This window comes from Actinomadura sp. NTSP31 (assembly GCF_041951385.1).
Lineage (GTDB): Bacteria > Actinomycetota > Actinomycetes > Streptosporangiales > Streptosporangiaceae > Spirillospora > Spirillospora napierensis.
The window spans coordinates 1-21,930 of sequence record NZ_JBGNUT010000036.1; the positions used below are offsets into that span (position 1 = coordinate 1).

Annotated in this window: 24 protein-coding genes; 16 read left to right on the forward strand and 8 right to left on the reverse strand. The window is 73.1% G+C overall.

Annotated features, from left to right (window positions below; genetic code table 11):
- Positions 1-289: 289 nt before the first annotated feature.
- The 3 genes from ACA514_RS40705 to ACA514_RS40715 all read left to right on the forward strand — a co-directional run bounded on the left by ACA514_RS40705 (position 290) and on the right by ACA514_RS40715 (position 1,957).
- Positions 290-1,030: a helix-turn-helix domain-containing protein gene (locus ACA514_RS40705; protein WP_375046655.1), complete on the forward strand. Its 741-nt coding sequence runs from the start codon at positions 290-292 to the stop codon at positions 1,028-1,030.
- Between the two features lie 26 nt (positions 1,031-1,056).
- Positions 1,057-1,236 carry a hypothetical protein gene (locus ACA514_RS40710; RefSeq protein WP_375046656.1) on the forward strand — a complete coding sequence of 60 codons (180 nt, stop codon included), beginning with the start codon at positions 1,057-1,059 and terminating at the stop codon, positions 1,234-1,236.
- Positions 1,237-1,309: 73 nt separating this feature from the next.
- The gene (locus tag ACA514_RS40715; protein ID WP_375046657.1) at positions 1,310-1,957 is read left to right on the forward strand and encodes a GNAT family N-acetyltransferase; all 648 of its coding nucleotides are present in this window, start codon (positions 1,310-1,312) and stop codon (positions 1,955-1,957) included.
- Here ACA514_RS40715 and ACA514_RS40720 read toward each other — a convergent pair.
- Positions 1,842-2,780: a DMT family transporter gene (locus ACA514_RS40720; RefSeq protein ID WP_375046658.1), complete on the reverse strand. Its 939-nt coding sequence runs from the start codon at positions 2,778-2,780 to the stop codon at positions 1,842-1,844. The two genes, ACA514_RS40715 and ACA514_RS40720, sit on opposite strands and share 116 nt — an antisense overlap.
- Before the next feature lie 74 nt (positions 2,781-2,854).
- Between ACA514_RS40720 and ACA514_RS40725 the strand changes: the two genes are divergently transcribed.
- The gene (locus tag ACA514_RS40725) at positions 2,855-3,757 is read left to right on the forward strand and encodes a LysR family transcriptional regulator (protein WP_375046659.1); all 903 of its coding nucleotides are present in this window, start codon (positions 2,855-2,857) and stop codon (positions 3,755-3,757) included.
- Positions 3,758-3,935: 178 nt separating this feature from the next.
- Here the strand turns inward: ACA514_RS40725 and ACA514_RS40730 are convergent, their stop codons facing one another.
- On the reverse strand, positions 3,936-4,268 hold the full coding sequence (locus ACA514_RS40730; protein WP_375046660.1) for a hypothetical protein: 333 nt from the start codon (positions 4,266-4,268) through the stop codon (positions 3,936-3,938).
- A gap of 42 nt (positions 4,269-4,310) precedes the next feature.
- Here ACA514_RS40730 and ACA514_RS40735 point away from each other — a divergent pair, with 42 nt between their 5' ends.
- The 6 genes from ACA514_RS40735 (at position 4,311) to argG (ending at position 9,750) form a co-directional block, all read left to right on the forward strand.
- A complete protein-coding gene (locus ACA514_RS40735; protein WP_375046661.1) occupies positions 4,311-5,426 on the forward strand; it encodes a sensor histidine kinase in 1,116 nt (371 codons plus the stop codon).
- The gene (locus ACA514_RS40740) at positions 5,423-5,863 is read left to right on the forward strand and encodes a roadblock/LC7 domain-containing protein (protein ID WP_344268911.1); all 441 of its coding nucleotides are present in this window, start codon (positions 5,423-5,425) and stop codon (positions 5,861-5,863) included. Before ACA514_RS40735 ends, ACA514_RS40740 begins: the two co-directional genes overlap by 4 nt.
- Positions 5,864-5,918: 55 nt before the next feature.
- The gene (locus ACA514_RS40745; protein WP_344268914.1) at positions 5,919-6,260 is read left to right on the forward strand and encodes a DUF742 domain-containing protein; all 342 of its coding nucleotides are present in this window, start codon (positions 5,919-5,921) and stop codon (positions 6,258-6,260) included.
- Positions 6,238-6,894 carry an ATP/GTP-binding protein gene (locus ACA514_RS40750; protein ID WP_375046662.1) on the forward strand — a complete coding sequence of 219 codons (657 nt, stop codon included), beginning with the start codon at positions 6,238-6,240 and terminating at the stop codon, positions 6,892-6,894. Before ACA514_RS40745 ends, ACA514_RS40750 begins: the two co-directional genes overlap by 23 nt.
- Positions 6,895-6,943: 49 nt before the next feature.
- Positions 6,944-8,173 (forward strand): styrene monooxygenase/indole monooxygenase family protein, encoded by a 1,230-nt coding sequence (locus ACA514_RS40755; protein WP_375046663.1) that lies wholly within the window; start codon positions 6,944-6,946, stop codon positions 8,171-8,173.
- A 125-nt stretch (positions 8,174-8,298) separates the two neighbouring features.
- Positions 8,299-9,750 carry an argininosuccinate synthase gene (argG, locus tag ACA514_RS40760; RefSeq protein WP_375046664.1) on the forward strand — a complete coding sequence of 484 codons (1,452 nt, stop codon included), beginning with the start codon at positions 8,299-8,301 and terminating at the stop codon, positions 9,748-9,750.
- A 54-nt stretch (positions 9,751-9,804) separates the two neighbouring features.
- On the opposite strand, the gene ACA514_RS40765 is transcribed toward argG, so the two are convergent.
- Entirely contained in the window at positions 9,805-10,230 is a 426-nt protein-coding gene (locus ACA514_RS40765) for a ChaB family protein (RefSeq protein ID WP_375046665.1), read from the reverse strand.
- Positions 10,231-10,399: 169 nt separating this feature from the next.
- Between ACA514_RS40765 and ACA514_RS40770 the strand changes: the two genes are divergently transcribed.
- Positions 10,400-11,194: a hypothetical protein gene (locus ACA514_RS40770; protein WP_375046666.1), complete on the forward strand. Its 795-nt coding sequence runs from the start codon at positions 10,400-10,402 to the stop codon at positions 11,192-11,194.
- An 18-nt stretch (positions 11,195-11,212) separates the two neighbouring features.
- Here the strand turns inward: ACA514_RS40770 and ACA514_RS40775 are convergent, their stop codons facing one another.
- The 3 genes from ACA514_RS40775 to ACA514_RS40785 all read right to left on the reverse strand — a co-directional run bounded on the left by ACA514_RS40775 (position 11,213) and on the right by ACA514_RS40785 (position 14,701).
- Positions 11,213-13,042: a serine/threonine-protein kinase gene (locus tag ACA514_RS40775; RefSeq protein ID WP_375046667.1), complete on the reverse strand. Its 1,830-nt coding sequence runs from the start codon at positions 13,040-13,042 to the stop codon at positions 11,213-11,215.
- Between the two features lie 103 nt (positions 13,043-13,145).
- Positions 13,146-14,381, reverse strand: a complete 1,236-nt coding sequence (locus tag ACA514_RS40780) for an RNA polymerase sigma factor (protein ID WP_375046668.1) — start codon at positions 14,379-14,381, stop codon at positions 13,146-13,148.
- Complete coding sequence (locus tag ACA514_RS40785) at positions 14,378-14,701, reverse strand: YciI family protein (RefSeq protein ID WP_375046669.1); 324 nt, start codon at positions 14,699-14,701, stop codon at positions 14,378-14,380. Before ACA514_RS40785 ends, ACA514_RS40780 begins: the two co-directional genes overlap by 4 nt.
- A 150-nt stretch (positions 14,702-14,851) precedes the next feature.
- Here ACA514_RS40785 and ACA514_RS40790 point away from each other — a divergent pair, with 150 nt between their 5' ends.
- From ACA514_RS40790 to ACA514_RS40800, 3 genes are all read left to right on the forward strand, one after another.
- Complete coding sequence (locus tag ACA514_RS40790) at positions 14,852-15,652, forward strand: SAM-dependent methyltransferase (RefSeq protein WP_375046670.1); 801 nt, start codon at positions 14,852-14,854, stop codon at positions 15,650-15,652.
- Positions 15,653-15,739: 87 nt separating this feature from the next.
- Positions 15,740-16,510 carry a TVP38/TMEM64 family protein gene (locus ACA514_RS40795; RefSeq protein WP_375046671.1) on the forward strand — a complete coding sequence of 257 codons (771 nt, stop codon included), beginning with the start codon at positions 15,740-15,742 and terminating at the stop codon, positions 16,508-16,510.
- Between the two features lie 58 nt (positions 16,511-16,568).
- Positions 16,569-17,210, forward strand: coding sequence for an SDR family NAD(P)-dependent oxidoreductase (locus tag ACA514_RS40800; protein ID WP_375046672.1), 642 nt, complete (start codon positions 16,569-16,571; stop codon positions 17,208-17,210).
- A 1-nt stretch (position 17,211) separates the two neighbouring features.
- Here ACA514_RS40800 and ACA514_RS40805 read toward each other — a convergent pair whose 3' ends face one another.
- On the reverse strand, positions 17,212-17,919 hold the full coding sequence (locus ACA514_RS40805; RefSeq protein ID WP_375046673.1) for an SDR family NAD(P)-dependent oxidoreductase: 708 nt from the start codon (positions 17,917-17,919) through the stop codon (positions 17,212-17,214).
- A gap of 102 nt (positions 17,920-18,021) precedes the next feature.
- On the opposite strand from ACA514_RS40805, the gene ACA514_RS40810 reads away from it, so the two are divergent.
- Positions 18,022-18,861: a helix-turn-helix transcriptional regulator gene (locus ACA514_RS40810; RefSeq protein ID WP_375046674.1), complete on the forward strand. Its 840-nt coding sequence runs from the start codon at positions 18,022-18,024 to the stop codon at positions 18,859-18,861.
- A 45-nt stretch (positions 18,862-18,906) separates the two neighbouring features.
- On the opposite strand, the gene ACA514_RS40815 is transcribed toward ACA514_RS40810, so the two are convergent.
- Positions 18,907-19,866, reverse strand: a complete 960-nt coding sequence (locus ACA514_RS40815; RefSeq protein ID WP_375046675.1) for a phosphatase PAP2 family protein — start codon at positions 19,864-19,866, stop codon at positions 18,907-18,909.
- Between the two features lie 521 nt (positions 19,867-20,387).
- Here ACA514_RS40815 and ACA514_RS40820 point away from each other — a divergent pair.
- Positions 20,388-21,914, forward strand: a complete 1,527-nt coding sequence (locus tag ACA514_RS40820) for an ABC transporter substrate-binding protein (RefSeq protein ID WP_375046676.1) — start codon at positions 20,388-20,390, stop codon at positions 21,912-21,914.
- Positions 21,915-21,930: the final 16 nt, after the last annotated feature.

Consider the following 21,930-nt stretch of genomic DNA (forward strand, 5'->3'; position numbering starts at 1 on the left):
CTGGATGCGGCCGGCGGGGACGGTGAAGGCGGCGGTGATCGGGGCGGGGGTCGGGAAGGTGTTCATCGTGTTCTCCTTGCGGCGTGTTGTTTCCGACAACGCAAAAGCTACGTTGCGTTCAAGGATCAGGCAACACATTCGTTGCGTCCGAACAGCATCACCGCAGGTGAATCCACGAAAATCATTGCAACAGCTCGAGAAGTAATGCAACGTCGCATCCGTGGTTCGTTGCGTTGATGTCGGGTGAACGCTATTCTGGCGGCATCGGAGGAACACGAAGGAGATCGCGATGCCCGGAGGCAGGCTCACCCAGCAGGACCGCCAGCAGATCGCGCTGGGGCTGGCCGACGGCCTCGCCTACGCCGAGATCGCCCGGCGCCTCGACCGCCCCACCTCCACGATCACCCGCGAGGTGATGCGCAACGGCGGCCCCGCCGGTTACCGCGCCGACCTGGCCCACCGCGCCACCGAACGCCGCGCGCACCGCCGCAGGCAGGCCGCGCCCCGGGACCCGGAGGCGGTCCCGCAGGTCGCCGGGCGCGACCCGGAGGCCGTGCGCGAGTTCGAGGAGACGTTCACCACCGTCTTCATGGCCGCGGGCACGCCGAAGATGATGTCCCGGGTGATGGCCTGCCTCTACACCACCGACTCCGGGAGCCTCACCGCGCCGGAACTGGCCCGGCACCTCCAGGTCAGCCCGGCGTCGGTGTCCAAGGCGATCACGTTCCTGGAGGAGCAGGGCCTCGTCCGCCGGGAGCGCGGCGAGAACCGGCGCGAGCGCTACGTCGTCGACGACGACGTCTGGTACCAGTCGCTGATCGCCAGTGCCCAGGCCCTCGTCCAGGTCACCGAGGCCGCACGGCAGGGCGTCACCGCGCTCGGGCCCGGCACCCCCGCCGCCGCCCGCCTGGAGGCCGCCGCCCGCTTCCTCGACTACGTCAGCGAGAGCCTGGCCCGCGCCGCCGAGCAGGCCCGCGAGGTCCTCTACACCACCACTGCAGCGACCTCGGACGGCACTGCCAGCGCCTAGGCATCTGAGTAGATGAGGCAGGCCGGATGAGCACGGACGTGGCACAGGCCACGCCGTTCGTCCTGGCCGGCGTCACGCTCGTGAGCTGGGTCGCGCGGCTGGGGCCGGTGGTGTCGCCGGCCGCGTGGTTCTTCGCGCGCCCGTCCCGCGGCGCGGCCCGGTCGCCCGCCCTCCGAAAAGCGATCATTGATCGGTTTTGGTGTTAGGGTCGGGCGGGCCCGGCCGGTGGGGGGAAGGGACGGCCGGGCGTCGCTCACTCCGCTCGCCGGGAGGCCCACGATGACCGCCGGTCCTCGCACCGCACCGCTGCCCGTCCGCCCGGCCCGCGCCGGCGACCCGGACGAGGTCCGCCGGATCTACGACATCTGCCTGCGGACGGCGGCCCTCGGCCGGGACGCGACCGGCCTGGTGGCCGACCCTCGGTTGCTCGGTGACGTCTTCGCCGGGCCTTACCTGGCCCACGCGCCCGACCTCGCCTGGGTCCTCGCCCCGGCGGAGTCGCCGCCGGTCGGCTACATCCTCGCCGTCGCCGACACCGTGTCCTTCGAACGCGAACTCGACCGCACCTGGTGGCCGCGCGTGCGCGCGCGGGCGGCGGACCGTCCCGCCGAGCCCGGCAGTCCCGACGCGTGGCTGCGCTCCTACGCCGACGAGCCGCCCCGCACCTCGGCGGAGCTCACCGACCGCTACCCCGCCCACTTCCACGTGGACCTGCTGCCCGAGGCGCAGGGCGGTGGAAACGGGCGGCGCCTGATCGCGACCGTCGTCGAGGCCCTTCGCGACCGCGGAGTGCCCGGCGTCCACCTCGGTGTCAACGCTCGCAACACGAACGCCCTGGGCTTCTACCTCCACATGGGCTTCGACATCCTGGACGACGGTCCGCAGACGAAGTTCCTTGGCATGCGCCTGGCCCCGCGTCCCCGATAGTCCGGCTTCGGGTGGCGCCGGCGGACGCGGCGCAGACGCACGCGATCGCGAACCACTGCGTCCAGGCGAGGTGCTCGCCGAGCAGGACGAGGCCGGCGACGGCGCCGGCGGCGGGTTCGAGGCTGACCATGACGGCGACCGTGCGCTCGGGGAGCCGGCGCAGCGCGGCCTGGTCGAGCGACCACGGCAGGACGGCCGACAGCACGGCGAGGCCGAGCCCCGCGGCGAGGACGCCGGGATGCGCGAGCGTGCCGCCGGCGGACGGCGCGAGAGGCAGCACGATCAGCGCCGCGACGGCCACTCCCCAGGCCAGCGGCGACCCCGGTTCCGCGCCGGCGCGCTTGTTGAGGACGAGGTAGGCCGCCATGGACGCGCCCGACCCGACCGCCAGGGCGATGCCGGACGCGGAGACGGGCGCGCCGCCCGGGCCGTCCATGAGGAAGACCCCGGCTCCGGCGAGGGCCGCCCACAGCAGGTCCACCGGCCGCCGCGCCTTGACCAGCGCGAGCGTGAGCGGGCCGAGGAACTGGAACGCCGACGCGACGCCCACCGGCAGCCGCTGCATCGCCGGGTAGATGAGGTGCATTCCGGCGATCGCCGCGCCCAGGGCGATGGTCAGCCCGAGCGAGCCGCGCGGGAACGGCGGGCGCCGCAGCAGGAGCAGGACGGCCGCCGCGAACCCCAGCCGCAGGACGACCACGCCCGCGGTGCCGGCGATCGCGAACATCCCCTTCCCGCAGGCCTGACCGGCCTGGATCGAGACGACGCTGCCCAGGACGAGCAGCGGGGCGGGGACGGGACGGCGCTCGGTTCCGGAGGTCATGCGGCCAGTTTGCGATCACTCCGATCGTGCGGGTCAATCGGAAGTTTCCGTGCGGAACCATGTTGAATGGCCGAATGATCGACCACCGGTTGCAGACCCTGCGCGTGCTGCGCGAGCGCGGTACCGTCACCGCCGCCGCCGAGGCGCTGCACCTGACGCCGTCGACGGTGTCGCAGCAGCTCAAGCAGCTCGCCCGCGATCTCGGCGTCGACCTTCTGGAGGCGCAGGGGCGCCGGGTGCGGCTCACCCCGGCGGCGCGCACTGTGCTGCGGCACGCCGACGTCCTGTCCGCGCAGTGGGAGCGGGCCCGCGCCGATCTCGCCGAGCACCGGTCGGGGACGTCCGGCCAGGTGCGGTTCTGCAGCGTGTCCAGCGCGCTGGCGGCGCTCGTCGCGCCCGCGGCGGCGCGGCTGCGCACCGAGCACCCCGGGCTGGCCGTCCACATGTCCGAGCAGGAGAGCGAGGACGCCGCGCACCTGCTCCTGTCGCACCGCGCCGACATCGCCGTGGTGATCCCGAGCGAGGAGGTCCCCGGCCCGGACGACGCGCGGTTCACCCGGACGACCCTGCTGGACGAGCCGCAGGACCTGCTGGTGCCGGCCGGGCACCGGCTCGCGGGGCGCGCCGCGGCCCGGCTCGCCGACGCGGCGGGGGAGGCGTGGATCGGGTATCCCGCCCGGCGCGACCAGCACCAGCTGCTGCTCGCCGCCTGCGCCGCCGCCGGGTTCGCCCCGCGCGTCGCGCACGAGGCGAACGAGTGGTTCGCGGTGTCGGCGCTGGTCGCGCACGGGTTCGGCGTCGCGCTGGTGCCCCGGCTCGCGCCGCTGCCGCCGGAGGACGAGGCCGTCCGGGTCGCGCTGCGCGGGGACGTGGTCCCGAAGCGGCGCCTCGTCGCCTGCGTCCGGCGGGGCAGCGAGCGGCAGCCGCCGATCGCGCGGGGCCTTGCGGCGCTCCGGAGCGCCGCCGCCGATCGGTGATCCGAGATGGCGACAAAAGGCCCATGTGCGCGTTTGAGGAACATGGAGGTCATGTCGGCCGTTTGCGTTGATCGTTGACTCTCCGTGTGCCAGTCTTGCCTGTGCTCTTTCCGGCAGCGGGCGGCCGGCCGCGGTCGAAGCGCCCGCGTCGCCGCTGCCGCGATGTCCGGTGCCGAATTCAGGTGGAGAAGGCTGCTGTGACGAAACGCCGGATGACCCGCGGCGCGCAACTGCCGGCGGCGGACGCCGGGGTTCGCCGGTGAGGTGGTGGAGGAGCGCACGGCCGGCCCCGCACCAGCCGCCGGCGCCGCAGCGGCCGCCCGTGCAGGAGCACGTCCACCAGCCCGTCCAGATGCCGGTGCAGCAGCCGGTCCAGGCGCACGGCCGGGCACCGGTTCAGCAGCCGGTGCAACAGCAGCCGGTGCAACAGCAGCCGGTGCACCAGCCGCCGATGCAGCAGCAGCCGCAACAGCAGCCGGTCCAGCACCCGATGGGCGTCCCCGCCCGGCATGCCGAGCAGGCGCCGGCTCCGGGAGTGGCGGGCCCGGGCCGGGTGAGCGACGCGGACGTGTGGCCGGAGCTGTGCGAGCGCTTCTGCCTGCAGTTCCTCGTCCTGGCGGAGAAGATGCGCCCGGCGATGGACCTGCTGGAGCGGCAGGAGGAGGACCCGGACCGGCTCGAAGCCCTCTACGAGATCGACCATGGGGTGACGCGAATGCGGCGGGCCGCGCGCGATCTGCGGGTGCTCGCGGGCCGGGGCGGTGAGGAGGCGTCGGGGGGCGACACGTCCCTGCTCGACGTCGTCCGGATGGCCGAGTCGTCCATCGAGCAGTACCGGCACGTGTCGATCCTGCGCGTGGTGGAGCTCGCGGTCCCGGCGTACGCGGCGGAGGACCTGGCGTCCCTGGTCGCGGCGCTGCTGGACAACGCCACCCGGTACTCGCCGGCGCGGGTGACCGTGAGCGCGCACCTGCTCGACAACGGCGCCGTGATGCTCCGCATCGAGGACGCGGGCATCGGCATGACCCCCGGGCAGCTGGACGGCCTCAACGCGGCGCTGGCCGGGCCGGTGCCGCCGATGACGGAGGAGACGTCCCGGCAGACGGGCTTCCCCGTGGTGCACCGGCTGGCCCGCAGGCACGGCATCGGCGTGCGGCTCGCGGGGCGGACGGGCGGGACGGTCGCCATGGTGACGATCCCGCCGTCGCTGCTCTGCGAGATCCCGGCGGGCGAGCCGCGCGCCGCCGGGGTCGCCGAGGGGGTCCCGGGGATGGCGCACCTGGCCATGGCGCACCGGGCGGAACGTCCGGCCGCGCCCGCCGCGTCCGCCGCCGCCGCGAGGACCCCGGCGGCGCCCGGCCGGGAGCCCCGGACCGAACCCGATCTCGGCGGCCTGCCGCGCCGCGAGCGGACGAGCCTGCGCCCTGTCGCCTCGCCCGTGTCGCCCGTCGCGCCCGTCGCATCAGCCGCGCCCGAGCCGGCGGACGCGCCGCAGGCGGACGATTCCGGGTCCGGGTCGTCCTTCGCGGCCGACCTGGACGCCTTCACGGCGGGAACCCGCCTGCCCACCCGCGACCCCGCCGCGGGGGCCGGCGGGACCGGCGGAACGGACGCGCCGGACGCGGCGGGCGGGACCGATGAGCACGACCGCGAGGAAGGACGGCAGTGAGCATCGCCTCCACGGGGCCGACCGGCCCCCAGGACTTCGGCTGGCTGCTCCGGCAGTTCGCCACGTCCACCCCCGGCGTGACGTTCGCGCTGATCGTGTCGTCGGACGGGCTGGCGCTCGTCGAGTCGGCCCCCATGCCGTCGGAGTTCGTCGACCCGATGGCCGCGCTGACCAGCGGGATGATCAGCCTGGGCAACAACATCGCCAAGCACGTCGGGGCCGGCGGCTGCGACCAGGTCATGCTGAAGTTCGGGTCCGGGCACCTGCTGTTCATGGGCATCGGGCAGCTCGCCGGGCTGGTGGTGCTGGTCGGGGAGGGCGCGAACCTCGGCGCGGTCGCGCACGAGATGACGAAGTTCGTGCACGGGGCGGGGCACGTCCTCACCCCGCAGATGCGCGACGACCTGCGTCGCATGTCCGAGCAGGCGATGCCGTGAGCACCGCCGCCGTGACCGCCGCCGCGGCGGCGACGGGCCTGCCGGGAGGTGGACCATGACGGCCAACCCGTGGGTGCGGCCGTACGTGCTGACCGGCGGCCGGACCCGGGGCCGGCGGCACCTGTTCGTGCACACCGTGGTGTCCGGCGCCGGCTACGACGCGGCGTTCGCCGAGCGGCTGCTGCCCGAGGCCAGGAAGCTGTACGAGCGGGCGCACGCCGCGAGCGAGTCGGTCGCCGAACTGTCCGCCCACTGCGGGGTGTCGCTCGGGGTCACCCGCGTCCTGCTCGCCGACCTGGCCGCCGGCGACCGGATCGTGATCGCCGCGGAGGGCGCCTCGCCGTACGACCCGCACGTCCTGGAGAGAGTGATCGATGGTCTACGCGAGCTCGCCTGACCCGGGGCCGGGGCCGGGGCGCGAACCCTGGCGCGGTGCGGCGCCCGGCGGCCGACCGGCCGCGCCCCGCACCTCGGTCAAGATCGTCGTCGCGGGCGGGTTCGGCGTCGGCAAGACGACGCTGGTGGAGGCCATCTCGGAGATCCCGGCGGTGAACACCGAGGCGTGGATGACGCAGGCGGCCAAGACGGTCGACCCGCTCGCGGACGCCGGCGCCAAGACGACCACGACCGTCGCGATGGACTTCGGCCGCGTCACCCTGGCCTCGGACCTGGTGCTGTACCTGTTCGGCACGCCGGGCCAGCCGCGGTTCTGGCCGATGTGGGACGACCTGTGCCGGGGCGCGAGCGGCGCGCTGGTCCTGGTGGACACGCGCCGGCTGGACGTGTCGTTCGCCGCCGTCAACTACTTCGAGAACGACTCCGACGTGCCGTTCATCGTGGCGGTGAACCTGTTCGACGGGCAGCAGACCCATCGGCTGGAGCAGGTCGCGGAGGCGCTGCGGCTGGACGCGGACGTCCCAATCGTCGCGTGCGACGCCCGCGACCGGCGCTCGGTCGTGCGGACGCTGACGACGACGCTCGGCCACACGCTCGACACGACCTCGGGCCGCGGGACCTTGGCGGCCCGGTGAACCCGGCCCCCTGACGGGGCCGTCGACCGCCCCGCACAAGGAGGAAGCTTTGCGAAGGATCCTGATCGTCGGAGCGGGGCAGGCGGGCCTGCAGCTGGCCCTCAGCCTCCAGTCGGCGGGCTACGAGGTCACGGTCATGTCGGCGCGGACGCCGGACGAGATCCGGAACGGCCGGATCATGTCGACGCAGTGCATCTTCTGGCCGCAGCTGCAGATCGAGCGCGACCGCGGGCTGAACCTGTGGGAGGACCGGGCTCCGGAGATCGTGGCGCAGCGGGTCACGGTGGCGGCGCCGCCCGGCACCCGCGCGTTCCAGACGCTGGGCCGCTGGGACCGCTACGCGCAGTCCGTCGACCAGCGGGTGAAGATGTCCGGCTGGCTGGAGCTGTTCGAGGAGCGCGGCGGCAACGTCGTCTACCACAGTGTGATGACGTCCGACCTGGAAGGGCTCAGCGCGCTGTACGACCTGACGCTCATCGCGGCGGGCAAGGGCGAGCTGGTGGAGCTGTTCGACCGCGACGCGGACCGTTCGCCCTACGACCGTCCGCAGCGGAAGCTGTCGTGCATCTACGTGCACGGGATGACGCCGTGGCCCGACCACCCCGAGCCGCATGTGCGGATCACCGCGACGCCAGGCGTGGGGGAGCTGTTCTTCATGCCGGGCTACACCAACACCGGGGCCTGCGACATCCTGCTCTGGGAGGCGGTGCCGGGCGGTCCGTTCGACGTCTGGGACGACCGTCCGGACCCGGCGGGGCACCTCGCGCGCACGCTGGACATGATGCGGCAGTACGCGCCGTGGGAGTACGAGCGCACCGTCGACGCGCAGCCGACCGACGCGCGCTGCACGCTGTACGGGGGTTACGCGCCGGTCGTCCGGCATCCCGTGGGGCGGTTGTCGGCCACTTCGCTGGTCCTCGGCATGGGCGACGTGGTGGTCGCCAACGACCCGGTGACGGGGCAGGGCTCCAACAACGCCACGCGCTGCGCCGAGATCTACTTCCAGGAGATCCTGCGGCACGGCGAGCGGCCGTTCGACGCCGAGTGGATGCAGCGGACGTTCGACGCGTACTGGGAGTACGCGAAGCACCCGACCGCCTACACCAACATGATGCTGGGGCCGCTGCCCGAGCACGTCCAGAAGGTGCTGGCGATCGCGGCGCAGAACGAGGAAGTCGCGTACCGGTTCGCCTACGGCTACGCCAATCCGGGCGATTTCTCGAACTGGCTGCTCGACCCGGCCAAGACCGAGGAGTACCTGGCGACCGTCGCCGGCTGACGTCGCGTTCTAGCGTGATCCGGGCCGTCCGTCCTGCGGGGCGGGCGGCCTTCCGCGTGCCGCTGTGCGCTGGAACACCGTCCCGGGTGTTGCATGGTCATGCAATGGGGTGCATACTTCTACTCATGTCCAAGGTGCTCACCTCTCTGCCTGTCGGCCAGCGCGTCGGGATCGCCTTCTCCGGCGGCCTCGACACCTCGGTAGCGGTCGCGTGGATGCGCGAGAAGGGCGCGGTGCCCTGCACCTACACCGCCGACATCGGCCAGTACGACGAGCCCGACATCGGCTCGGTGCCGGGCCGCGCCACCGCCTACGGCGCGGAGGTCGCCCGGCTGGTCGACTGCCGGGAGGCCCTGGTGGAGGAGGGGATCGCGGCGCTGGCGTGCGGAGCGTTCCACATCCGCTCCGCCGGCCGCGCCTACTTCAACACCACCCCGCTCGGCCGCGCCGTCACCGGCACCCTGCTGGTCCGCGCGATGCTCGAGGACGACGTCCAGATCTGGGGCGACGGCTCCACCTACAAGGGCAACGACATCGAGCGGTTCTACCGCTACGGCCTGCTCGCCAACCCGTCCCTGCGGATCTACAAGCCGTGGCTGGACGCCGACTTCGTGGGCGAGCTCGGCGGCCGGACGGAGATGTCGCAGTGGCTGCAGGAGCGCGGGCTGCCCTACCGCGACAGCACCGAGAAGGCCTACTCCACCGACGCCAACATCTGGGGCGCCACCCACGAGGCCAAGGCCCTGGAGCACCTCGACGCCGGCATCGAGATCGTCGACCCGATCATGGGCGTCCGGTTCTGGGACCCCGAGGTGGAGATCCTCGCCGAGGACGTCACCATCGGCTTCGCGCAGGGCCGCCCGGTGACGATCAACGGCAAGGAGTTCGCCTCCGCCGTCGACCTGGTGCTGGAGGCCAACGCCATCGGCGGCCGGCACGGCATGGGCATGTCCGACCAGATCGAGAACCGGGTCATCGAGGCCAAGAGCCGCGGCATCTACGAGGCGCCCGGCATGGCGCTGCTGCACGCCGCCTACGAGCGGCTCGTCAACGCCATCCACAACGAGGACACCCTCGCCACCTACCAGAGCGAGGGCCGCCGCCTCGGCCGGCTGATGTACGAGGGCCGCTGGCTCGACCCGCAGGCGCTGATGCTCCGCGAGTCGCTCCAGCGCTGGGTCGGCACCGCCGTCACCGGCGAGGTGACGCTGCGGCTGCGGCGCGGCGAGGACTACTCGATCCTCGACACGTCCGGCGCCTCGTTCAGCTACCACCCGGACAAGCTGTCCATGGAGCGCACCGAGGACTCCGCGTTCGGGCCCGTCGACCGCATCGGCCAGCTCACCATGCGGAACCTCGACATCGCCGACTCCCGCGCCCGGCTGGAGCAGTACGCGGGGCTCGGCATGGTCGGGGACGCCGCGCACCCGGCGCTGATCGGCGCCGCGCAGGCCGCCTCGACCGGCCTGATCGGCGCGATGCCCGCCGGCGGCGCGCAGGCGATCGCGTCCCGCGGCGAGACGTCCGGCGCCGACGAACTCCTCGACGCCGCGGCGATGGAGTTCGGCACCGACTGACGCAGATGCACGAAGCCCGTCCGGTTCACGCCGGACGGGCTTCGCGTGCGCGTGTCAGGACCTCGCCTTGGCGGTCTTGCGGTTGTTGGCCTTCTCGATGGCCTTGACGAGTTCCTTCTTGCTCATGGTGGAGCGGCCCGAGACGTCCAGCCGCTTGGCGACGTCGTAGAGGTGCTTCTTGGACGCGTTGGCGTCCACACCGCCCGCGGTCTTCCGCGAGGTGCCGACGCCGCCCTCGGCCTGCTTGTCCGACGGTCCCTTGGCGCGCTTCGCCTTCGGCTCCCAGTGGTCCCCGACCTTCTCGTGGGTGTGCTTGAGCGCGGAGTAGGCGACGCGGTGCGCCCGCTGTCCCTCCCCGTACTCCTTCGCGGCCGAGTCGTGGGCCTTGGCGAAGGTGCGCTGCGCCTTGGCGTCCGAGCGCTTGATGGTGTCGGGCAGCTCCTCCTTCTTGGCCTTGCCCTTGCTGGTGGTCTTCGGCATGGTGCTGCTCCTCCGTACGCGTTTCGCGTCCTTGCGCACGGCGTACCCACCCAGAGCGAACATCCACATGTGAGGACGGTCTCCGGCGACGCCGTCGGCCGAGGCCGGGACCCCTCCCGTGACCGCGCGGTTAGCGTGGCCTCCGTAACACGCGGAAAGGACAGGGGACATGACGCTGACGGCGCAGAACCCGGCGAGCAGGGTGCAGATCCTCCCCAGGGAGACCGGGAGCCTCGCCGCGGGGATCCCGCCGGCGCAGCCCGGCACGCTGTTCGTCATGGGCCCGGAGGGCGGGATGCGCGTCGCGCCCGACGCCGGGTTCGAGGTGGTGTTCGGCCGCTGCGAGCCGGACGTCCACGTCTGCGTCGGCGGCTCCGACACGCACGTGAGCCGCCGGCACGGCCGCATCGTCCGCGAGCAGTCGCGATGGGTGCTGTACAACTCCGGGCGGCTCGCGATCCGGATGAGCGGGGCGCCGCTGCTGCTCGGCGGGCACCGCACCGAGCTGCCGGTGTCGTACACGGCGCTGTTCATCGTCGCGCCGCGCCAGGAGCATTTGATGGAGGTGCGGATCGCGGCCGGACCGGGCGAGGGGCAGGGACGGTACGAGGATCCGACGCACGACCCCGACCTGTTCGAGCTGGACGAGGTGGAGCGGCTGGTGCTGGCCTGCCTCGGGCAGCGCTACCTGCGGCGGGAGCCCTGGCCGCAGCCGCTGACCTGGGAGCAGGCGGCCGACGAGCTGCGCCGGCTGCGCCCGCGCGAACGCTGGAACGCCAAGCGCGCCGCGCGCGTCGTGGAGAAGGTCCGCAAGCAGCTCAGCCCGGCGGTCGACGGGATCCTGGAGCGGGACGTGCCGCCGCCGCTCGGCAACACGATCAACCACAACCTGATCACCGCGCTGCTGCTCGGCACCGCCCTGACCGTCGACGACCTGGAGCTCCTGGACGGCCCGTCCCGGTGAACCGGGCCGCCGGACGGGTCAGGCGTCGTGCGGCAGGGCGGCGGCGGCCGTGCCGGCGAGGTCCGTCCCCAGCGAGCAGAGCCGCCGCATCGTCAGCTGCCCCTGGACCACCAGGTGCACCACCTCGGCGATGTCGTCGCCGTGCGGGCCGGGATAGGTCCGGTGGACGATCAGTACGAGGCACGACCGCTCCTCGCCGCCGTCGCCGTCCGGCTGGACGAAGGCGGGGCGGCCGTCCAGCCGGGTGGGGCGGCCGTCCCGGGCGTCGAGCGGGCCGCCCTGGTCGAACCGCAGCTTGACCTGGACGTCCCGGGTGGTGCTGTGCCATTCGCACCGCCACCGGCCGAACCCGACGTCGGGGTCTTCGGCGTCGATGCCCGGCACGGCGTCGAGGGCGCGGGCGTCCAGCATCAGGCAGGCGTCGCGCTGCGCCAGCGAGTTCGCGGGCAGCGGCGGCGAGCGGCGGGCGATCGGGCCGCGGTGCAGGACGGCGGCGGCGCTCGCGGCGGCGGTGTCGGCGACGGCGCACAGCGGCGCGGTCCCGCCGTCCTGCCCGGCGGTGATGTAGACGCTGGTGCCCTGGTCGGGGGCGGGCAGCAGCAGCGTGCGGGCGCAGGAGTCGTGCTCGGCGGGCTCCTGGACGACGCCGATGCCCTGCACGTACGTCACCGGCCCGGTCGCCTCGGGGGCCGATGCCGTGTCGAGCTCCACCTTCACGTCGATGTAGTCCTCGTGGCTCCCGCGCGACACCAGCACGTCGCACCGGTTGAAGTTGCCGTAGTGCGCGTCGAGCCGGGGCTCGCCGAACCGGCCGAGCGCGGCGGGCGCGGTCAGCGCGCAGGGGTCGGCGCTCCGCTGGTCGCCGATGCGGGCGGCGGGGGTCGTGGACGAGACGGCCGGCCGCTCCTTGCCCGGCGACGGCGTCAGCACGAGCGCGAGCACCACGGCGGCGGCCACGACGAGGGCGCCGAGCGCGCTGAGCCCGCGGTGGGCGCTGACGAAGCCCAGCGTTCCCCGGATCAGGGAGGCGCGCGCCTCGTCCGGCGCCGTGTCGGGGGCGCCGAGCGTCGGGGCCGCGTAGTCCGGCAGCTCCACGCGCGCCGTGCCGGCCGCCTCGTCGAGCCGCCGCCGCACTTGCTCAGGCGGCGGCCGGGCCGCCGGATCGTCCCGGAGCATCGAGGTCAGCAGGTCGTGGAGTGGGGCGGCCTCGGCGGCGAGGCCGGCGCCCCGCTGCGGCGGTGCCCCGCTGATCAGCGCGTGCAGGGTGGCGCCGAGGGAGTACACGTCCGACGCGGGCTCGGGCCGGCCCAGCGGAACCTCGGGCGCGGCGTAGGCGGGGGTGTGGGCGACGCCACCCGGGCGCATCGCCGCCCCCTCGGTGCGGAACGCGGCGCCGAAGTCGGCCAGCTTCGCGGTCCTGTCCTCGGCGACGACGATGTTGCCCGGCTTGACGTCGCAGTGCACGATCCCGGCGGCGTGCAGGGCCTCCAGCGCGCCGGCGATCTGCGCGCCGATGCGGGCCGCGACCGCCGGCTCGACCGGCCGCCATTTCGCCAGGCTGCCGCCCGGCACGTACTCCATCACCAGCCAGGGCGTCACACGGCCGCGCTTGCGCACCGGGACCACGTCGTACAGCGTGACCACGTTCGGATGGTTGAACGCCGCGAGCGCCCGCGCCTCGGCCCGGACCCGGCCGAACGCGGCCGTGCGCCCGTCCGTCAGCGCCCGCTTCAGCACCACCTGCCGGTGGAGTTCGGTGTCCTCGGCGAGCCAGACCTCGCTCGTCCCGCCGCGCGCGGGTCCATGGACGAGCCGGTACCGTCCGGCGATCCTCGCTCCCCACCGCACCGTGCTTCCTCCCGCCAGACCGAAAGCCGCGGAAAGAACAACCTATTGCGTGACCCATCGGTCACACACCGTTTCTCCGGATGCCGATCGGGATTCGCAGGCACTACCGCAGTTGGTCGCGGCGGCGGGTCAGGTAGGCGGTCTCGGCGGTGTTGCCCGCCAGTTCGATGGCTTTGTCGTAGGCGGCGCGTGCCTGCCGGCTGTGGCCGAGGCGGCGTAGGAGGTCGGCGCGGGTGGCGTGGTAGGCGTGGTAGTCGGCGAGGGTGTCCTGGAGCTGGTCGATGGCCGTGAGTGCGGCGTCGGGGCCGTGGAGTTCGGCGATGGCGATGGCGCGGTTGAGGGTGATGATGGGTGAGGGGTCCAGGTGGAGGAGTTGGTCGTAGAGGGCGACGATCTGTGACCAGTCGGTGTCGGCTGCGTCGCGGGCGGAGGTGTGCACGGCGTTGATCGCGGCGAGGATCTGGTAGCGGCCGGGGGCCGTGCCGGTGGCGGCTGCGGCGAGACGTTCGCGCACCAGCCGGTGCCCTTCGGTGATCAGGGCGGTGTCCCAGGTTGCGCGGTCTTGTTCGGCGAGGGTGACCAGTTCGCCGTCGGGTGAGATGCGGGCGGTGCGGCGGGCTTCGGTGAGCAGCATCAGCGCCAGCAGTCCGGCTACTTCGCCGTCGTGGGGGAGGAGGGCGCGGATGAGGCGGGTGAGGCGGATCGCCTCGGCGGTCAGGTCGTGGCGTAGCGGGTCGGTGTCGGGGCCGGTGGCCAGGTAGCCCTCGTTGAACACCAGGTACAGCACGGCGAGGACGCCGGTGACGCGTGCGGGGAGGTCTTCTGCGGAGGGCATCCGGTAAGGGATGCGGGCTGCTTTGATTTTGGCTTTGGCGCGGGTGATCCGCTGTTCCATGGCGGTTTCGCGGACCAGGAAGGCGCGGGCGATCTCGGGGACGGTCAGGCCGCCGAGCATGCGCAGGGTCAGTGCCAGGCGGGCTTGCATGGCCAGGGCGGGGTGGCAGCAGGTGAAGATCAGCCGGAGCCGGTCGTCGTCGATGGCGCCGGCAGGCTCGGGCGGGGCGTCGTCGTGCACCATCTGAGCCTCCCTGTGCTTGTCGTCGCGTTTGCTCTCCCGCCGGATCCGGTCGATGGCCTTGCGGTTGGCGGTGGTGGTCAGCCAGGCACCGGGGTTGGGCGGCACGCCGTCGGCCGGCCACCGCTCGACGGCGGTCGCGAACGCCTCGGCCGCCGCCTCCTCGGCGATGCCGAGGTCACCGAAACGCCTGGTCAGGGAGGCGACCACCCGCGCCCACTCCGCGCGGTGGACGCGGGTCACCGCCTCTTCGGCGTCGCTCACAGGAACGGCCGCACCTCGATCTTCCGATCGCAGACCTTCGACGCCTCGGCGGCGAGCTTGAGCGCCACGTCCAGGTCGGGGGCCTCCCACACCCAGACGCCGGCGAGGTACTCCTTCGACTCCACGAAGGGGCCGTCGCTGAACACCGCCTGCTCGCCCCGGTTGTCGATGACCGTGGCCGTCTCGGTGTCCGCGAGCCCGCCCGCGAAGACCCAGTGGCCCTCGGCGATCAGCCGTTCGTTGAACGCGCTGATGGCGGGCTGCCTGTCCGTGCTGCCGGGATCGGCCTTGTCGTCGATCACGGATACCAGGTAACGCATCTGACGATCATCCCCTGTGCTGGAGAGCCTGCGTGCGGAAACAACGTGGTTCGGTGGTACCACTGACGGCCCGCCGCGCGTTCCCGCTTTGGGGGGAGATGCCCGACAATGGCGGTGATCGCCGTTGATTCGGCTGGAAAGAGGTTCGCGATGGACGGCTCCGGGACGGCGCGGCCGCCGGCCGCGGTGGACACGACCACGCCGAGCGTGGCCCGCATGTACGACTACTTCCTCGGCGGCAAGGACAACTACGAGTGCGACCGCGTCGCCGCCGATCAGGTCAGGCAGGCGCTGCCGACGGTCGAGGGCGTCGCGCGGGCGAACCGGGCCTTCCTGCAGCGGGCGGTCCGGTTCGTCGCCGGAACCGGCATCGACCAGTTCCTCGACCTCGGCACCGGGCTGCCGACGCAGGGCAACGTGCACGAGGTCGCCCGCGCGGTGCGGCCCGGCGCGCGGGTCGCCTACGTCGACAACGACCCGATGGTGGCCGCGCACGCGCGGGCGCTGCTCGCCGCCGACGACCGGACCGCCGTCGTCCAGGCCGACCTGCGCGAACCCGGCACGGTGCTGGACGATCCGCAGGTGCGGGAGCTGATCGACTTCGGCCGGCCGGTGTGCGTGCTGTTCGTCGCCGTCCTGCACTTCTTCCCCGACGAGGGGAATCCGGCGGGGATCGTCCGGCGTTTCACCGATGCGCTGCCGGCCGGCAGCCACGTGATCCTGTCGCACGCGGCGGTGGAGGAGCGGCGCAACGTGAACGTCGGGGAGACCTACCGTTCGCAGTCGGCGAACGCCGCCCTGATCGCCCGGACGCGCGGCGAGGTGGCGGGGCTGCTGGACGGCCTGACGATCCTGGAGCCCGGCGTGGTGCCGCTGCACGAATGGCGGCCCGACGGCGGCGAGTACGTCACCGGCGCCGGCTGGACCGCCGTGGCCCGCAAGGAGGCCTGACCGGCGCGTCCGGGGTGGCCGGTGGTGCTTTTCCCAGGCTCGCCTCGTAGCGTGAACTGGACACCGGAACCCACTGGCAGGAGACACATGAGCCGTCGACCCGCCGCCGCGCCCCTGCCGGGTGCGGGCGAGGCAGCGCAGGAACCGGAGCCGAGCGGGGGGCCCGCCTTCACCCGCGGGGCTCTCGTGAAGCTGCTGGTCCTCGGTGCGGCGCTGCTCGGCGTCGGGGTGCTGGTGGCGGTGGCCGGCGGCGCGGTGTGGGGCGACGTCAGCGCGTGGGTCGACTCGCTCGGCTGGTGGGGCCCGATCGTCTTCGCCGTCTGCTACGCGCTGGCGGTGACGGCGCTGGTGCCGGGTTCGGTGCTGAACGCCTCCGCCGGGGCGCTGTTCGGCGTCGCGGTGGGCGTGGGCTCGGTGCTGGTCGGGGCCACCGCGGGCGCCGCGCTCGCGTTCGTGATGGCCAGGGCGCTGGGACGTCCCGCGGTGGCCCGGTACGCCGGGTCCGGGCGGCTGGCGCGGCTGGACGCCTACCTGTCGCGCCGCGCGTTCGAGTCGATCCTGGTGCTGCGGATGGTCGGGCTGTTCCCGTTCGGCGTGGTGAACTACGGCGCCGGCGTGGCGGGCGTCCGGTTCGGGCCCTACATCGCGGGCACCTTCGTCGGGATCGTCCCCGGCACCCTCGTCTACACCGGGCTCGGCAAGGCGCTGCGCGAGCCCGGTTCCCCCATGGTGTGGATAGCGCCGGTCGGGCTGGTCCTGCTCAGCGGGTTCAGCTGGTGGCTGTCGCGGTACGTCCGGTCTCGGGCCGAGCGCGCCGAGGCGGCCGGCGTGCGCGCCCTGGCCGAGGCCGACGACTAGCGCTTGACCTTCACACCAGTGTGAGGGTCTAGCGTCGTGGCCGACGAAGGGGGAGGACATGCCGGGAGCAGTGGTCATCGGGGCGGGGCCGGGGATCGGCCGGGCCGTCGCGCGGCGGTTCGCCCGCGAGGGGATGCCGATCGCCCTCATCGGACGGAACGCCGGGAAGCTCGCCGAGATCGAGGACGCCGCGGCGCCCGTCGTCCGGCTGGCCGCCGACGCCGCCGACGAGACGGCGCTGCGCGGCGCCCTCGACGCGGCGGCGGCCGAGTTCGGCGTCCCGGACGCCGTGGTCTACAACGCGGCGCTCGTCCGGCCGGACCGGGTCGGCGAGCTGTCCGCCCGCGAGCAGCTGGACGCCTGGGCGGTCAACGTCGGCGGGGCGCTGACGGCCGCCGCCCGCGTCGCGCCGGACATGGCGCGGCGCGGGAGCGGCACGTTCATCGTCACCGGCGGCATGCCGGAGCCGAAGCCGGAGTACGCCAGCCTCTCGCTCGGCAAGGCCGGGGTGCGGACGCTGGTGACCCTGCTCGACCAGGAGTACGGGCCGTCCGGCGTCCACGCGGCGAGCGTGACCGTGGACGGTCCCGTCGCCGCGGGGACCTTCTTCGACCCCGACCGCATCGCCGAGCACTACTGGCGCCTGCACGTCCAGCCGCGCGGCGAGTGGCAGCGGGAGATCGTCCACACCCCGGGCTAGGTCACCAGGGGAGGCGGCCCTCGGCGTCGAAGTAGCCGCCGGTCGGCCCGTCCGGCGCCACCCGGGCCATCCGGACGATGATCTCGGCGCCCTCCTCGACGGTCTGCGTGCCGGTGCGCCCGTTCAGGTCCGTCTTGGTGAACCCGGGCTCGACCGCGTTGATCCGCATCTCCGGGAACGCCTTCGCGAACTGCACCGTGATCATGTTGACGGCGGCCTTGGACGCCGGGTAGGCGACGCCCGGGTAGGCGTACGCGGGCGAGGCCGGGTCGGTGACCCGTGCCAGCGAGGCGAGCCCGCTGGACACGTTCACGATGACCGGGCCCTCCGACTTGCGCAGCAGCGGCAGGAACGCGTGCGTGACGCGCACCACGCCGAACACGTTGGTCTCGAAGGACGTCCGCATCAGGTCGGCCGTGACCTCGGCGGCGCCGGGCACGCCGTTGTCGGGCAGCCGGGCCTCGATCCCGGCGTTGTTGACCAGCACGTCGAGCCCGCCGTCGGCCTCGATGGCCTTCGCGGCGGCCTCGACGGACGCGTCGTCGGTCACGTCGAGGACGACGAGCCGCGCGCCCAGCTCGTCGGCGGCGCGGCGGCCCCGCTCGGCGTCCCGGCTGCCGATGTAGACGGTGTGGCCCGCCGCGATGAGCCGCCGCGCGGTCTCGTGGCCCAGGCCCTTGTTCGCTCCGGTGATCAGTGTTGTCGTCATGTGTCCAGGTTGCGGCGCGGCGGCGCGGTCAGCCAGTCGTCCCCTCTTCCTGGGAACGGCGGTACCAGGCAGGCGCGCGGTGCGGGCGGGCAGACTGGTGGCATGGCACCCGGGAAGTTCGGCAGGACGCTGCACCGCTGGCGCGACCGCGTCGCGCCCGAGGCGGCCGGCCTGCCCGCCGGCGGGCACCGCCGCACGGCCGGGCTGCGCCGGGAGGAGCTGGCGCAGCTGGCCGGGATCTCCGTCGACTACGTGACGCGCCTGGAGCAGGGCCGCGCGTCCAACCCGTCGCCGCAGGTCGTCGAGGCGCTGGCGCGGGCCCTGCGGCTGTCACCGGCCGAGCGCGAGCACATGTTCCACCTGGCCGGGCTGGTGCCGCCGGGGCCGGACGCGGTGCCCGCGTACATCACCCCGAGCGTCCAGCGGCTGCTGGACCGGCTGGCCGGCACGCCCGTCGCGGTCTACGACGCGGCCTGGACGCTGCTGCTGGCCAACCCCATGTACACGGCGCTGATGGGCGAGACGTCCGGGTGGCGGGGGTTCGAGCGCAACGGCGTGTGGCGCAACTTCCTCGGACCGGAGAACCGCGTCCGGTACACGCCGGAGGAGCTGCGCGAGCAGCAGGCCGCGCTGGTCGGCGACCTGCGCGCGTCCGCCGGCCGCTACCACGCCGACCGGGGGCTGCAACGGCTGATCGCGGAGCTGCACGCGACGAGCGAGCGGTTCGCCGAGCTGTGGGACTCCGGCACCGTCGGCCGGCACGACGCGTCCCGCAAGACCATCGACCATCCCCGGGTGGGGACGCTCACGCTGGACTGCGACGTGCTGAACGTGACCGGCAGCGACCTGCGGATCATGATCTACACGGCGGAGCCGGGCACCCCGGACGCCGAGCGCCTCGCGCTCCTCAGCGTCCTCGGCACCCAGTCCCTGGTCGGCTGACCGCCCTCGGACGGCGGTGAGCGGGCCTCGGAGGAGCTTGGAGGGCTATCCGGCGGCCTGGTCCGGGTCGGCCCTGGCGATGCCGCCGGACTGCCGTTCCAGGCTGGTCATGGCGGTCGTCGCGGACCCGGCGGCAGGACTCTTCGCGGAGCCGTTCGCCGAACCGTTCGCGGAGCCGTTCGCCGAGCCGTTGGCCGAGCCCGAGCCGTTCGCGGAGCTCTTCGCCGAGCTCCCCGCATGCTCCGGCTCGGCGGGGGCCTCGCCGTCCGCCGCGTCCGGGCTCCCGTCCACCTCGGCACCGGCGTCGGGCGCGGAGGCGGGCCGATTCCGCCGGATCAGCTGGCCGCCCGCGTAGACCGTCCCGTTGCCGGCCCAGACGAGGCCGGTCCCCAGGAGGGTGCCCATGGCCACCACGACCCCGGCCACGACGTCCAGCACGTAGTGGTTGGCGGTCACCACGACGACGATCGCGGTGGCGATCGGGTGCAGCACCGCGAGCCAGCGCGCGCGGTACCGCCACAGCAGCGCCATGATCACGGCCGCCACCCAGACGGCCCATCCCATGTGCAGGGACGGCATGGCGGCGAACTGGTCGGCCTTCACCCCGCCGGGGCTGTGGACGGTGCCGAAGCCGGCCATGGCCACCGAGTCGACGAAGCCCTCGTCCGGCAGCAGCCGCGGCGGCATCACCGGCAGGAGGAAGAACACCACCAGCCCGACGAGGTTCATCAGGACCAGGGAGTTGCGCGCGGGCCGGTAGACGCCGGGGCCCGCGAGGTAGCACAGCAGCAGGACGCCCATGGTGAAGCCCGTGTGCATGTGCTGGTAGATCCAGACGGCGACCTCTGACAGATCGTGATGTCTGGTCAACCATCGGTTAACGTGAAGTTCGACGTCCAGGCCGAGGTGGTCCTCTATGCTCAGCACGTCCCGGCCATGGGCGAGCGCCGGCCCGTACCGGGTGTCGGCCAGCGACCGGACGTAGCCGTAGACCTCGAGCAGCACGAAGACGATCGCCAGCTCGCCGATCAGCCACGGCCGTTTGCGGCGCGGCCGGCGGACGCCGGTGTCACGGCCGGTGCGACGCCCCTCGGGGCGCAGGAGTAGCGCGCGGACGGCTCAGCCCTCTTTCCCACGGACGGCCCGGCGGGACCCTGCGCGAGCCGCTCAACGGCCGACCGTACATGCCTTCCGCCCCTCGTGGCACACCGGGGTCCGATCATCGCCCGCGGTCCGCCCGCGTTACGGCCTTCCCCCGGCCGGTCACCGGACGGGCGAGACACGGTCACGAAGTGCTGAAAGCCAGGTCAAATAGGGTGCACAGGGCGCTTCCCGTCGATCCGGGCCACCGCCCGCCGGTCAAAACCGTATAACGATCGGTTTTCTCGTCCGTAAGCATTGACGTACAGAAACCGATCAGATTACGGTTTTCGTTCAGCGGCGGGCGCCGCCGCGACCCCGCGCGGCGCCGTCCCGCGGACAGTCCCGCCGGTGACGCCGGTCCCGGCCCTCCAGACGGAGAGATCATGAAGAGGTACTCCCCCCGGATCGCGGCCGCGGCGGCCTGCGCCGCGGCCGCGCTGGCGCTGACGGGCTGCGGAGGCGGCGGCTCGGCGAGCGGCGGCGCGTCCGAACTGGACATCGCCACGCTGACCAGCGCGCAGAGTCTGGACCCGGCCGACGCGATCGGCAGCGCGCTGCCCTACTTCCAGGCCGTCTACGACACGCTGATCAAGCGGGACGCCGACGGCTCGTACAAGCCGATGCTCGCCACCCGGTGGTCCTACGACGCGGCCAGGACCAACCTCTCGATGACCCTGCGCAGCGGCGTGAAGTTCAGCGACGGGACGGCCTTCGACGCGGCGGCGGTCAAGGCCAACATCGACCACTTCAAGAACGGCGGCGGGGGCGGCGCCAAGTACGCGAAGACGATCAAGGACGTCAAGGTCGTCGACCCGGCGCACGTGGTGCTGGAGCTGTCCCGGCCCGACCCCGGGCTGCTGTTCTACCTCAGCGACGCGGCGGGCCTCATGGCGAGCCCCGCCAAGCTCAAGGACGGCAGCCTGAAGACGGCCCCGGTCGGCACCGGCCCCTACGTGCTGGACAAGTCCAAGACCGCGGTCGGGACCAAGTACGTCTTCGACGGCAAGAAGGACTACTGGGGCGAGAAGGCGAAGTTCGACACGCTGACGATCAGCGTGTTCGACAACGAGACGGCCGTCGTCAACGGGCTGAAGACCGGGCAGATCGACAGCGCGGTGCTCCAGGACGCCGGCCAGCAGCAGGCCGTCTCCTCCGACGGCAGGCTGACCAGGACGCCGTTCACCTTCGACTTCCAGGGGCTGCTGCTGTTCGACCGGGGCGGCGCCCGCACCCCGGCGCTCAAGAAGCCCGAGGTGCGGCAGGCGATCAACTACGCGCTGGACCGCAAGACGATGCTCGACAAGATCCGGCAGGGCGGCGGCGAGATCACCGACCAGGTGTTCGGCCCGGAGACCAAGGCCTACGACAAGGCCCTCGACACCGCCTACCCGCACGACCCGGCCAAGGCCAAGCAGTTGCTCGCCGACGCCGGATACGGGGGCGGGTTCACGCTGAAGCTGCCGCGCGTGCCGTCGATGAGCGACGCCCTGACCTCCTCGATCCAGACCGACCTCGGCGCCGTCGGGATCAAGGTCTCCTGGGACCAGCTGGACGCCGCCGGCGCCGTGCAGAAGGTCTACCGCGACCGCGCCTACTCGGCCATGGTCATGAGCATCGGGCAGTCGTCCGTCGACTGGCTGACCGTCCAGGACCTGGTGACGCCCGGCGCGTTCAACATGTTCGGCACGACCGACCCGACGGTCCAGAAGCTGCTGGGGCAGGCGCAGGCGGGCGACGACACCACCGCCGGAACGGCGCTGCGCGAGCTCAACAAGCACCTGGTCGACGAGGCCTGGTTCGCGCCCTTCTACCGGATGCGGTACCTGCTGGTGTCGGGGAGCGGCGTCAAGGCGGTGACGCAGTCCGGGATGGCCGTGCCGTCGATCTACGACTACTCGCCGGCCTCGTGACGGGCGCGGCGTCCGT

Bases quoted from the DNA above. Each gene is read 5' to 3' on its own strand.
- ACA514_RS40705 (WP_375046655.1), top strand. From the start codon at position 290: ATGCCCGGAGGCAGGCTCACCCAGCAGGACCGCCAGCAGATCGCGCTG.
- ACA514_RS40710 (WP_375046656.1), top strand. From the start codon at position 1,057: ATGAGCACGGACGTGGCACAGGCCACGCCGTTCGTCCTGGCCGGCGTC.
- ACA514_RS40715 (WP_375046657.1), top strand. From the start codon at position 1,310: ATGACCGCCGGTCCTCGCACCGCACCGCTGCCCGTCCGCCCGGCCCGC.
- ACA514_RS40720 (WP_375046658.1), bottom strand. From the start codon at position 2,780: ATGACCTCCGGAACCGAGCGCCGTCCCGTCCCCGCCCCGCTGCTCGTC.
- ACA514_RS40725 (WP_375046659.1), top strand. From the start codon at position 2,855: ATGATCGACCACCGGTTGCAGACCCTGCGCGTGCTGCGCGAGCGCGGT.
- ACA514_RS40730 (WP_375046660.1), bottom strand. From the start codon at position 4,268: ATGCCGGGCGGGGACGCCCATCGGGTGCTGGACCGGCTGCTGTTGCGG.
- ACA514_RS40745 (WP_344268914.1), top strand. From the start codon at position 5,919: ATGACGGCCAACCCGTGGGTGCGGCCGTACGTGCTGACCGGCGGCCGG.
- ACA514_RS40750 (WP_375046662.1), top strand. From the start codon at position 6,238: ATGGTCTACGCGAGCTCGCCTGACCCGGGGCCGGGGCCGGGGCGCGAA.
- argG (WP_375046664.1), top strand. From the start codon at position 8,299: ATGTCCAAGGTGCTCACCTCTCTGCCTGTCGGCCAGCGCGTCGGGATC.
- ACA514_RS40765 (WP_375046665.1), bottom strand. From the start codon at position 10,230: ATGCCGAAGACCACCAGCAAGGGCAAGGCCAAGAAGGAGGAGCTGCCC.
- ACA514_RS40770 (WP_375046666.1), top strand. From the start codon at position 10,400: ATGACGCTGACGGCGCAGAACCCGGCGAGCAGGGTGCAGATCCTCCCC.
- ACA514_RS40785 (WP_375046669.1), bottom strand. From the start codon at position 14,701: ATGCGTTACCTGGTATCCGTGATCGACGACAAGGCCGATCCCGGCAGC.
- ACA514_RS40790 (WP_375046670.1), top strand. From the start codon at position 14,852: ATGGACGGCTCCGGGACGGCGCGGCCGCCGGCCGCGGTGGACACGACC.
- ACA514_RS40795 (WP_375046671.1), top strand. From the start codon at position 15,740: ATGAGCCGTCGACCCGCCGCCGCGCCCCTGCCGGGTGCGGGCGAGGCA.
- ACA514_RS40800 (WP_375046672.1), top strand. From the start codon at position 16,569: ATGCCGGGAGCAGTGGTCATCGGGGCGGGGCCGGGGATCGGCCGGGCC.
- ACA514_RS40805 (WP_375046673.1), bottom strand. From the start codon at position 17,919: ATGACGACAACACTGATCACCGGAGCGAACAAGGGCCTGGGCCACGAG.
- ACA514_RS40810 (WP_375046674.1), top strand. From the start codon at position 18,022: ATGGCACCCGGGAAGTTCGGCAGGACGCTGCACCGCTGGCGCGACCGC.
- ACA514_RS40820 (WP_375046676.1), top strand. From the start codon at position 20,388: ATGAAGAGGTACTCCCCCCGGATCGCGGCCGCGGCGGCCTGCGCCGCG.